At 64.1% G+C, this 11,217-nt stretch carries 10 protein-coding genes; 5 read left to right on the top strand and 5 right to left on the bottom strand.

All coding sequences use genetic code 11. The features are described from left to right. Positions 1 to 2: 2 nt before the first annotated feature. Positions 3 to 734: a phosphorylase gene (locus P0D73_RS10050; protein WP_408431218.1), complete on the top strand. Its 732-nt coding sequence runs from the start codon at positions 3 to 5 to the stop codon at positions 732 to 734. Between the two features lie 144 nt (positions 735 to 878). Further along, positions 879 to 1,358 (top strand): acyl-CoA thioesterase, encoded by a 480-nt coding sequence (locus P0D73_RS10045; RefSeq protein ID WP_408177577.1) that lies wholly within the window; start codon positions 879 to 881, stop codon positions 1,356 to 1,358. A 130-nt stretch (positions 1,359 to 1,488) separates the two neighbouring features. On the opposite strand, the gene P0D73_RS10040 is transcribed toward P0D73_RS10045, so the two are convergent. Further along, the gene (locus P0D73_RS10040; RefSeq protein WP_408284710.1) at positions 1,489 to 2,517 is read right to left on the bottom strand and encodes an MlaA family lipoprotein; all 1,029 of its coding nucleotides are present in this window, start codon (positions 2,515 to 2,517) and stop codon (positions 1,489 to 1,491) included. Positions 2,518 to 2,519: 2 nt separating this feature from the next. Next, positions 2,520 to 5,135: a hopanoid transporter HpnN gene (gene hpnN / locus P0D73_RS10035; protein ID WP_408431216.1), complete on the bottom strand. Its 2,616-nt coding sequence runs from the start codon at positions 5,133 to 5,135 to the stop codon at positions 2,520 to 2,522. Positions 5,136 to 5,348: 213 nt separating this feature from the next. On the opposite strand from hpnN, the gene P0D73_RS10030 reads away from it, so the two are divergent. Continuing rightward, positions 5,349 to 5,954 carry an MlaC/ttg2D family ABC transporter substrate-binding protein gene (locus tag P0D73_RS10030; protein WP_132383355.1) on the top strand — a complete coding sequence of 202 codons (606 nt, stop codon included), beginning with the start codon at positions 5,349 to 5,351 and terminating at the stop codon, positions 5,952 to 5,954. A gap of 121 nt (positions 5,955 to 6,075) precedes the next feature. Here the strand turns inward: P0D73_RS10030 and hpnH are convergent, their stop codons facing one another. Together hpnH and ispH are read right to left on the bottom strand one after the other, a co-directional pair. Next, positions 6,076 to 7,230: an adenosyl-hopene transferase HpnH gene (gene hpnH / locus P0D73_RS10025; protein WP_132383353.1), complete on the bottom strand. Its 1,155-nt coding sequence runs from the start codon at positions 7,228 to 7,230 to the stop codon at positions 6,076 to 6,078. Positions 7,231 to 7,240: 10 nt separating this feature from the next. Next, positions 7,241 to 8,185 (bottom strand): 4-hydroxy-3-methylbut-2-enyl diphosphate reductase, encoded by a 945-nt coding sequence (gene ispH / locus P0D73_RS10020; protein ID WP_132383351.1) that lies wholly within the window; start codon positions 8,183 to 8,185, stop codon positions 7,241 to 7,243. Positions 8,186 to 8,530: 345 nt separating this feature from the next. On the opposite strand from ispH, the gene hpnC reads away from it, so the two are divergent. Continuing rightward, entirely contained in the window at positions 8,531 to 9,397 is an 867-nt protein-coding gene (gene hpnC, locus P0D73_RS10015; RefSeq protein WP_408431214.1) for a squalene synthase HpnC, read from the top strand. Further along, positions 9,397 to 10,569: a glycosyltransferase gene (locus P0D73_RS10010; RefSeq protein WP_408284700.1), complete on the top strand. Its 1,173-nt coding sequence runs from the start codon at positions 9,397 to 9,399 to the stop codon at positions 10,567 to 10,569. The genes hpnC and P0D73_RS10010 overlap by 1 nt, the downstream gene beginning before the upstream one ends. 61 nt (positions 10,570 to 10,630) lie before the next feature. Here P0D73_RS10010 and P0D73_RS10005 read toward each other — a convergent pair whose 3' ends face one another. Further along, entirely contained in the window at positions 10,631 to 11,167 is a 537-nt protein-coding gene (locus tag P0D73_RS10005) for a hypothetical protein (protein ID WP_132383345.1), read from the bottom strand. Between the last annotated feature and the right edge of the window lie 50 nt (positions 11,168 to 11,217).

Below are 11,217 nucleotides of genomic sequence, written 5' to 3'. Positions count from 1 at the left end.
GGATGCCGCTATCCACCCCGCCGTCAGCCGATGACGGCCGCAGTCCCTTGCCGGTGATCGTGGTGACGGGCATGGCGTTCGAGGCGCGCATCGCCCGTGGCGAAGGCGTCGAGGTCGTCTACGCGGCGCGCGCCGATCTGCTGGAGCGCGCGTTGAGCGCTGCAGTGGCGCGAGGCTGTTCGGGCATCATCAGTTTCGGCACGGCGGGCGGTTTGGCGCCGGATCTGCAGCCGGGCTCGCTGATCGTTGCGGATGCCGTCGAGGGGCCATTTGGGCGCCTCCAGACCGATCGGCCATGGTCCGACAGGCTCGCGGCCGCGCTGGCGGCCGGGCCGCTCTCCGCGCGTTTGCGGCGCGGTCTCATGGCGGCCGTCACCGCGCCGCTGGTGACGGCGGGCGACAAGGACGTGCTGCATCGCTCGAACGGCGCTTTGGCGGTGGATATGGAGTCGCACATTGCCGGCGCGAAGGCCGCCGCGCATGGGGTTCCGTTTGCCGTGTGCCGCGCGATCGTGGATCCGGCGTGGCGCACGCTGCCTTCCGCGGCGACCGCCAGCCTGCGCGACGACGGCAGCACGGCGCTCGGGCCGATTCTGCGGGAATTGATCCGGCAGCCGTCGCAACTCGGCGCGCTGATCCAGGTTGCCATCGACGCTCGGGCGGCGCGCCTCTCGCTGGTCCAGGCACGGCGTGCGATGGGCGAGGCCGGGGCCTTGCGCATGGCCACCATCTGAAGCGCGCGTCACGACGGCGCTGTCCCTTTTATCAGCAGATATTGAAATACTAGGGAAAACCCTTAGATTTGGTACAATGTCAGTGTTAACCCTAGGTCGTGCTGCCAAGCGCGCGGCCCAGGTGCCTCGAACACGGAGTACCGAATGAATTTCCACACCAGAAAGTGGGTCAAGCCCGAAGATCTGAACCCCAACGGCACGCTGTTCGGTGGCAGCCTTCTGCGCTGGATCGACGAAGAAGCCGCGATTTACGCCATCTGCCAGCTCGAAAATCAGCGCGTCGTGACCAAGTTCATGTCCGAGATCAATTTCGTCAGTTCGGCGCGGCAGGGCGACATCATCGAACTCGGCATGACCGCCACGCATTTCGGCCGCACCTCGATCACGTTGCGCTGTGAAGTGCGCAACAAGATCACGCGCAAAAGCATCCTGACCGTGGAGAAGATGGTGTTCGTCAATCTCGACGAAAACGGCGAGCCGGCGTCTCACGGGCGCACGCGGATTCGTTATGCGGATGAGGCGTTTGCCCGGTATCGCGAGGATTCGGGGCCGGTGTCGCAAGGCGCGGTTGCGGTCGAAGAAGAGCGGGTTGCGTCGCGCGCCGAGGTGGATAGCCTGCATTGAACCGGTTGATTGGCTCTAACCCAGACTGCGGCGCGTTGCACGCCGAAGTTGTAGCTTGTCCTGTCTTGGCCGGCGTCTAGCTCGGCTTTACGGGGCGCCCGTTCTGGGCGCCCCGCCTGAATCCCGATACTTATTGCGTCACCGGCGCTGAGGCCGGCTGGGTGCTGTCGGCCGGCGCTGCGGAAGGCGCCGCTGGCGGCGTCGGTGCGGCCGTGCCTGAAGCGCCGTTGGGTGCCGCAGCCGGCGCGGCCGGCTGCGTCGAGCCCGCTGCGCCGCTCGCGGGCGTCTCACCCGGATCGGTGTAGTTGGGCACGCCTGCCGGGGCGCCCGTGGCGGCGCCAGAGGCCGCATTCGGGGCTTCCGCGGCGTCGCCCGGATCCGCGTAGTTGGGCAGAGCGCCTGCTGCCGGCGCGCCCGCTGCGGGCGCCGACGAGGCGCCGGAATCGCCCTGATCGTCATAGTTCGGCAGCGGCGCCGCGTTGTCGCTGGTGCCGCGCAGACGCGCACGACGTTGTTGCGTGTAGGCGTCGCGCACGAACGAGTACTTGTCCAAGGCAGCCTGTTGCAGCAGGTCCGACGCACCCAGCAGGTCGGAGCGCACGCTCACGAACTGCAGCACGTACAGCGGATTGCGCACCGCCGGCTCCATGTAGTTCAGCGGGTTGAACTTCACGTCGACGATAAGCCCCATGCTGTCACGCACTGTGCTCGGTCCGAACAGCGGCAGGACTAGATACGGGCCCGACGGAATGCCCCAGTGACCCAGCGTCAGACCGAAATCCTGATGATGCTTGGGCAGCCCGGCCGGTGTCGCCCAATCGAGCAGGCCGCCCAGACCGAAGGTCGAATTGAACGCGAAACGGACGAAGTCCTCGGTCGCGTCGGTGATCTTCAACTGCAGCAGCGCATTCGCGGCATTGGTCAGATCGCCCAGATTCGAGAAGAAGTTGCTCACGGCGGTGCGCAACGGTTGCGGCGTCACCTTCTGGTAACCCTTCGCCACCGGAACGGCGACGTAGCGGTCCAATCCGTCGTTGAAATTGAACACGGCCCGGTTCATCGGCTCGAGCGGGTCGCCGGGTTTACGGTCGGGGCCGGTGGCGCAGCCAGAAATCAAACCGATGGCGACGAGTGCCAGCGCGGTGTTACGCAGCTTCATGCTTATATTCCTTTTTGCTTCGCGGGACGTGAGCGCGGCTTGCCCATCAACACGGGTTGAAACACCACTGCGCCGATCAGTGTGCAGAACAACGAGAGCGCCAGCAGGCGCCCCATACTGGACGTCCCCGGATGGTGCGACAGCCAGAGGCTGCCGAACGCCGTCGCCGTGGTCGCCGCGCTGAACAGCACAGCGTGCGTCAGGCTCGACTGCAGGAGGCCAGTCTGACCGTGGCGCCACGCCATCACGAAGTAGATCTTGAACGCTACGCCGACGCCGAGCATTAGCGGCAAAGCGATGATATTCGCAAAGTTCAGCGGCATGCCGAATACCACGCACAACTCGAGCGTCACGAGCGCCGACACCAGCAGCGGAACCAGCGTGCGCAGCATGTCGCCGATGCGCCGCAGCGCGATCCACAGCAGGATCGCAATCGACACGAGCGCGTAGCCGGCGGCCTGCAGGAACGCCTTGATGATAGTGTCGGCCGAATGCAGGATCGAAATCGGCCCGCCGATCGCGCCCGGCTCCGCCTTCTTCACCGCGTGGGCGAAGTGCGCGAGCACGACGTCGTCGTTCGGATCGGTGCCGGGTTTCACCTTCGGCGAGATGTCGACGAGGGCGCGGCCGTCTTTCGAGACCCAGCCTTTGGAGATTTCCTTGGGCAGATTCTCGCGGGTGATCTCGGTGGGTTGCAGCAGGTTGGCCAACTGCTTCAGCGCAATGCGCAGCGTGTCGGACATCGCGGTTTCGGCGCGATCTCGCGTGGCCGCATCGGCGGCGGCTAACTTCTGCAATGTGGCGGACAGATGCTTGGCTTCGGCGGCGCCTGGGCCCGGGTGATCGTCGGCGGCGAGCGAGAGCTGGTTCGACGCGCGCTTGAGCGCGGCGACGCGCACCGCGTCCGTCGCTTGTGGCGCGGGTGGTTGCTGCAGTGCGGGCAATAGCTGCTGCGCGGCGCTCGCAATCAGCATCAGCTTTTGCTGCTGGTCGGCGGGAACGAAGGTGTCGAGCGTATTGACGCGGCCCACTTCCGGCAACGTACGCAGACGCGCGGCCATGCGGTCGGCGTCGGCGAGCGACGGTGCCAGCACATGGACGTTGTTGACCGCCGCTTCCGGCGAATCCTTCAGCGACAGCAGCGTCGCCATCGACTCCGTGTGCGGATCCTTCAGATGCAGCGGGTTGAAGTCGAAGCGCAAATGCGTGAGCAAGGGCGTGGCGCCGATCACGACGATCAGCGTGCCGATCAGCACCGGCTTGCGATGGTGGTCCAGGAAATCGTCGACGGGCGCGAGCCGCTTGAAGCCTGGCGAACCGGCTTCGCCGGGCGGCCGGAAGATCTTCAGCAGGGCCGGCAGCAGCGTCATGTTGGTGAAGTACGCGACGAACATGCCGACGCCCGCGATCTCGCCCAACTCGGACACGCCGCGGTAAGCCGTCGGCAGGAACGAGAAGAAGCTCAACGCGACGGCGACCGCGGCGAGCGTGAGCGGCACGCCGATACTGTGCGACGTATGCATGAGCGCGGCGGAAAGACGGTTGTCGCGATTGCGCTCCTCACGATACTTGACGCCGAACTGCACGCCGAAATCGACCCCGAGCCCGACGAATAGCACCATGAAGGCAACCGAAATCATGTTGAGCGCACCGACCAGCATCAGGCCGAGCGCCGCGGTGATCGCGAGTCCGACGAACAGCGTGATGAACACGGCGGCGATCATGCGGCCCGAGCGCAGGGCCAGCCACAAAATGATCAGCACGACGATGAAGGTGCCGATGCCGTTGAGCACCGCGCCGTCCTTGACCGACGCGAACTCTTCGTCGGCGAGCGGCTGTTCGCCCGTCAGACGGACGGTGGCGCCGAAGCGCGAGTCGAGGTGCAGTGCGGCGGCGGTGTCGCGGATCGACTTCGAGGCCGTCGCGCCCGGCTCCAGCGCGTCGTAGTTCACGACCGGCTGCACGATGACGAAGGCGCGCGCCGGCTCCGTGGCCGCGCTCTTGTCGACCAGCGCACGCCACGAGAAGGCGGCCGGCTGGCCGGCCAGCACGCGGTCGAGCGTAGCCGCGCTTTGCGATAGCAGATGGCTCATGTCGCCGAGCTTCACCTGACCAAGCTGAAGCGGCAGCAACAGACTCGTGGTCAGCGTACCGGCAAGGCCGGTCAGGCTGGGATCGTGTGCGAGGGCGTTGACGAGCGGGCGCGACTGGACGAGCTGCGAGGTGGTCGACATGACTTCGTCAGTCGACGGGAACAGCAGGCCGTTGTGTTCGAAGAACGGACCGCCGGCCGGCTGCGAAACCGCTACGAACTCCTTCGGATCGGCCTTGAGCGCCGTGGTCAGGGCTTGCGCGGCGGCGTCGGCGTATTCCGGCGCGCGCGCTTCGACGACCACCAGCACGGTTTGACCGCGATCCGGGAAAGCCTGGTCCATGGCATTTTCGAGCGACGACCATTGCTTGTCCGTCTCGACGAGACGGCTGATGTCCGTGTTGATCTTGAAGTTATAGACAACGTAGAAACCGCTCAAAACGGCGAGCACGAGCGACAGCGCGACGATCCTCATCGGATGACGCACTGAATAGGCGACAAGACGGACAATAGATGACTTCAGCATGTAGGCGAACGTGGCCTTATCACGGTTGTTGTTTTTGACGAAAGTGCACAAGTATACAGAGCCGGAGGGCTCAGTCTCCGGTTCGGTAGCAAGTGCGGCTCCCGCAGACGCTCTTCGGGGCGGGAACGCAATCTCGGTATACTGGTCTATCCTGCGTTCGCTGCGTGCTTGCAAGCCCGGCGGCGCTTACTTCTTTCAGGTTCTGTCGAGCGTATGAAACGTTATCTGTCTGCTTTTCTGGCTGCGGCCGTGGTATCCACCGCGGCATATGCGCAAAGCGCGCCCGACGCGGTTGTAAAAAGTGCTGTCGAGGGCACGGTGGCCGCGATGAAGGCTGACCCGCAGGCGCGCGGCGGCGACATGGCGAAGATCACCCAACTGGTCGAGTCACGCTTCCTGCCGGCCACGGACTTCCAGCGAACCACGCGGATCGCGGTCGGCAAGGCTTGGGCTACCGCGACACCCGACCAGCAAAAGCAACTGTACGAGCAGTTTACGCTGCTGCTCACGCGCACTTACGCGGCCTCGCTGTCTCAACTGCGTGACCAGGACGTGAAGTTCAAGTTCTTGCCGGTCAACGTTCCGGCCGGCGCTAAAGACGTTGTCGTGCAGTCGCATGTGTTGAGCAACGGCGGCGATGATGCGATCGACTATCGCATGACCAAGGGTGCCGCCGGCTGGAAGGTCTACGACATCAACATGATGGGCGCCTGGCTGATCCAGGTGTATCAGACGCAATTTGCCGATCAGATTTCGAAAGGCGGCATCGACGGGTTGATCAAGTTTTTGACCGCTCACAATGCGCGCAGCGCGGGGTGACGGTTGATGGCCTGACGTCGTGCGTGAGGCCTGAGGTATAAAAAAAGCGCGGTGGCTTGCTGGCCACCGCGCTTTTTTGTATTCACGACCAGGGGCGGTGCTAGACCGCCCCTTCGACCGCTCAGTGTGCCGCCGTCGCCGTCTGCACTTTCTTGCCCTTGCCGGACACCTTGATCTCTTCCAGCTTGATCTCGACGTGGCGGGAGAAGACATACTCGGCCGGACGCTGCTTATCCAAAGGAATGTCCTTGGTGAACGCGCCCGACGTCTTCGGACCGCGCAGGCTGACCTTCAGCGCCTTCAGCGGATGCGCCACCGTATCCATCACGGCGGTCGCTTCGAAGCCGCAGTGCACCATGCAGTCGGCACACTTCTCGTAGTTACCCGTGCCGTATTTTTCCCACTGCGTGGTTTCCATCAGTTCCTTGAAGGTCTTCACGTAACCTTCGCCGACCAGATAGCACGGCTTTTGCCAGCCGAACACGGTACGCGCCGGGTTGCCCCACGGCGTGCATTCGTAAGTCTGATTGCCGGCCAGGAAGTCGAGGAACATGCCCGACTGGCTGAACGACCAGTTCTTGCCATTGTTGCCGCGCTTGAAAATCTCGCGGAACAGGTGCTTGGTCTTGTCGCGATTCAGGAAGTGCTGCTGATCCGGCGCGCGCTCATACGCATAACCCGGCGAGACGGTGATGCCGTCCACGCCCATCGGGCCCAGCGTGTCGAAGAACGCGGCGACGCGTTCCGGCACGGCGTCGTTGAACAGCGTGCAATTGATGTTCACGCGGAAACCGCGGCGCTTCGCTTCCTTGATGGCGGCGACAGCCTTGTCGTACACACCTTCCTGCGACACCGAGTGATCGTGCGCCTGCTGATCGCCGTCGAGGTGAACCGACCAGACGAAGTAAGGATTCGGCTCGTAGTCGTCCATCTTCTTTTCCATCAGCAGCGCGTTCGTGCACAGGTACACGAACTTCTTGCGCGCGATGATGCCCTTCACGATCTGCGGCATTTCCTTATGCAGCAACGGCTCGCCGCCTGCGATCGACACCACCGGCGCGCCGCATTCGTCGACAGCGCCGAGGCATTCTTCCAGCGACAGACGCTGATTCAAGATGGGATCCGGATAGTCGATCTTGCCGCAGCCATTGCAGGCGAGATTGCAGCGGAACAGCGGCTCCAGCATCAGGGCGAGCGGGTAGCGTTTGTTCCCGGACAGATGCTGACGCATGATGTATGCGCCGACCCGGACTTTCTGTAGCAGCGGAATAGACAAGACGTCCTCCTTAAACTTCGCGTGCAGCGAGTGGTTGCATCAGCTTCGATGGCAACTTGAATTCGACTTTTTCTTCACGGCCCGCCATCGTCGTGACATCGACAGGCCCCAATGCGCTCAGCGCATCGATTACGTTTTTGACCATCTCTTCCGGCGCCGAAGCACCGGCCGTGATGCCGACCGTTTGCACGTTGGCAAACCATTCCGGCTTCACTTCCGAACCGTCGGCGACGAGATAACTCGCCACGCCGCTTTCGCTGCCGATTTCGCGCAGCCGGTTCGAGTTCGAACTATTGGTTGCGCCCACCACCAGCAGCACGTCGACCTGTTTGCTCAACTCACGCACCGCTGCCTGGCGGTTCTGCGTGGCGTAGCAGATGTCGCGCGTATCCGGACCGACGATGTCGGTGAAGCGGCGCAGCAGGGCGTCGATAATGCCGCGCGTGTCGTCCACCGACAGCGTGGTCTGCGTGACATAAGCGAGCGGCGTGTCGAGCGGCAGGTCCAGATGCGCGACCTCGGCCTCACTCTGCACCAGCAGCACCTTGCCTGGAATCTGGCCGATCGTGCCTTCCACTTCCGGATGCCCGGCGTGGCCGATCAGAATCAGCGTGCGGCCGGCGCTGACGTATTGGCGACCCTGCACGTGCACCTTGGTGACCAGCGGGCAGGTCGCGTCGAGCACGTCGAGACCCCGCGCTTGCGCGTCACGCTCCACGGTTTGAGCGACACCATGAGCGCTGAAAATCGCCACGGCGCCCTGCGGCACTTCATCGAGTTCCTCGACGAAGCGCGCGCCCTTCTGGCGCAAATTGTCGACCACGTGGCGATTGTGAACAATCTCGTGGCGGACATACACGGGTGCGCCGTGTTGCTGTAACGCGCGATCGACGATCTCGATTGCGCGAACAACACCCGCACAAAAGCCGCGGGGTTGAGCAAGGATGACTCGCATAAGTTGGCGAACTCCGACTGACGCGGGTTTCGAAGAAGTCGGTAAATATGACTTTATCGCCGCGACCATCTAATTAGTTGACGTCTTGAGCCCCGGCGACGTGCCGGTACAGCAAAACCAAACGCGCATTCTAACGCTATCAGGCCGGCTTTGCTTCGGCGGCGCCCGGCGGGTGTTGGGCAGACGCCGCAGCAGCGGATCGATGCCCGGCGCCCTGAGCGGCTGGTTGCGGCAATGCGGATGTGGCAATGATTGCACGCTGCAACGGTTTGACGGAACCCTTAAACTACGTAGTCCTGCGGCGCGTGGGCGCCCGCCTTACAAAAGGGTTTCGAGGCTCGCTGGATGGACGTCGATCAATACGAAAACTTTCCGGTCGCGAGCGTGTTGCTGCCAAAGACGCTGCGCGCGCCGATCGGCATTATCTACCAGGTTGTCCGCACGGCCGGCGACATTGCCGACGAAGGCGACTGGAGCGCAACCGAGCGGCACGCCCGTCTCGCCGACTTCCGCGCGGGCCTCGACGCGGTAGCGGAGCGGCGCGCGGCGCCAGTCCATCCGCTGCTGTTCGGCAAGCTCGCCGGCGTGGTCGCACAGTATAAACTGCCGCTCGCGCCGTTCTACGATCTGCTCCACGCGTGCGGCCAGGACATCGACACCAGTCGTTACGCCGACCGCGCCGCGCTGCTCGACTACTGCCGCCACTCGGCCAACCCGCTCGGGCATCTGATGCTGCATCTGATCGGCGCGGCCACGCCGGAGAATCTCGCCGACGCCGACGCGATTTGCACGGCGTCGCAGTTGATCAGCTTCTGGCTGGACGTCTCCGCCGATTGGAAAAAGGACCGCGTGTACCTGCCGCGCGCCGATATGCGGCGCTTCAACGTGACCGAGGCGCACATCGCCAACGGTGTCGCCGACGAAGACTGGCGGGCGCTCATGGCGCACGAAGTGTCCTTCGTCCGTGAGACGCTGGTGCGCGGCGCGCCGCTCGCGTTGCGAATTCCAGGGCGGCTGGGCCTCGAGTTGTGCGGCGCCGTTCACGGCGGCCTGCGCTTTCTCGAACGGATCGAGAAGGCGGGCTACGACGTGTTTCACGAGCGGCCGGTGCTCAATACGTTTGAATGGTGCGTCGTCGCGGCCCGCACCGTGGTGATGTGGCTGTCGCGGCGCGTCGGCGTGCAAGCGCGTTCAATCGAGGGTAATGCTTAATGGCGGTGGTTCTGTTTCTTCTTTCGTGTCTCTCCTTGCTGATCTGGTGTGTGTTGCTGTTTGCGCGCGGCGGTTTCTGGCGCGCGCGCCCCGCTGCGCCGCTGACCATCGAGCCGCGCGCAACGTGGCCGGCGGTGGCGGCCGTGGTACCGGCCCGCAATGAAGTCGATGTGATCGCCGAGGCGGTCACCACGCTGCTTGAGCAGGACTACGAAGGCGAATTCCATGTGATCGTCGTCGACGACCACAGCACCGACGGCACCGCCGACGCCGCTCGCGCGGCCGCGTTGCAGCTGCAATGCCCGGACCGTCTGACCGTGCTGAGCGCGAAGCCACTGCCGCCGGGCTGGTCCGGCAAGGTGTGGGCGCAGTCGCAAGGTATCGAGGCCGTGCGCACGCTCGGCTTGTCCGCGGACTTCCTTCTGTTGACCGACGCCGACATAGGCCATCCCGCCGACGCGGTCGCACAACTCGTCGCGCGTGCGGATGCGGAACAGCGCGATCTCGTCTCGCTGATGGTGCGTTTGCGCTGCGATTCGTTCTGGGAAAAGGCGCTGATTCCGGCCTTCGTCTTCTTCTTTGCCAAGCTGTACCCGTTCTCGTGGGTCAACAATCCGCGCAATCGTACGGCGGCGGCCGCGGGCGGCTGCATGCTCGTGCGCCGTAGCGCGCTGGAAGAAGCGGGCGGCATCGAGTCGATCCGCGCCGAGTTGATCGACGACTGCAGTCTCGCCGCGCGCATCAAGCATCGCGGCACGGGGCGTCATCCGATCCGGCTGGATGTGGCGGCGCGCAGCGTGTCACTGCGTCCGTACGATAGCTGGCGTGAGATCTGGAACATGATCGCGCGTACCGCCTTCACGCAGTTGCATTACTCGCCGCTGCTGCTGGCGGGTACGCTGGCCGGCATGGCGATCATTTACCTGATGCCGCCGGTGGCCGCACTGGTGCTCGGTCCGACGGGCTGGCCGGCGTGGCTCGCGTGGGCGGCCATGTGCTGCGCTTATGCGCCGATGCTGAGCTATTATCGCCGCTCACCACTGTGGGCACCGTTTCTGCCGCTGGTCGCGTTGTTCTATGTCGGCGCGACGTTTGCGTCGGCGGTGCGCTACTGGCGCGGCAAAGGCGGGCAATGGAAGGCGCGGGTTCAGGCGCCGGTGCAGGAACGCTGAAGCAGCGGTCAGCAATCGCAGCGGAATAGAAAAGCGGCGCTCTCGGCGCCGCTTTTTCACATCAGCCTTTGGTGAGCATCATGTAGAGCTGGATCACCATGTCGGGCGAGAACGTGAACGGTACCCAGCCGTGGCCGGTGTGGCGCATGACCAGCAAACGATCGCCGTTCGACTGCTTCTGCACCGCCATGACCGGATTTTTCGTGGACACGAAGCGCCAGCCCGGCGGAATGCCCGGCGGCGGTTCCGGCGTCATCGACGCGCGGGCGTTCGACAACTCTTCGATCAATTGGCCGATCTGCTCCGCGCGCAGCGCGACCGTCTGGCCGCCGATCGTCATGGTGATCTCGTTCTGCGCGGGGCGATTGATTTCGAGCGTGGGCTGAAGCTTCGGAGCCGCCGCCTCGTCTTCGACGACGACCGCCTCGGTCTCAGTTGCTTCCGCATTGGATTCGGACGCGGCCTGCTGCGCCGGCGCTTGCGGCGCAGCGTGCTCTACGGGTGTCTCGGGGATGTTTTCGGCCTGCGGGGCCACGACAGCCTGAATGAGCTGATCGACGCCCAATTCGAGTGCGCCGAGCTGTTCGTGAAGATTCATGCGAGGTTTCTCTGGTAAGACCCACGATTTTAACTGCTGCGCGTAGGCTT

The sequence above is a fragment of the Paraburkholderia sp. RL18-101-BIB-B genome (genome assembly GCF_046026985.1).
Lineage (GTDB): Bacteria > Pseudomonadota > Gammaproteobacteria > Burkholderiales > Burkholderiaceae > Paraburkholderia.
The sequence above is the reverse complement of the archived record's forward strand: the minus strand, read 5'-3'. Positions and strand labels throughout refer to the sequence as shown.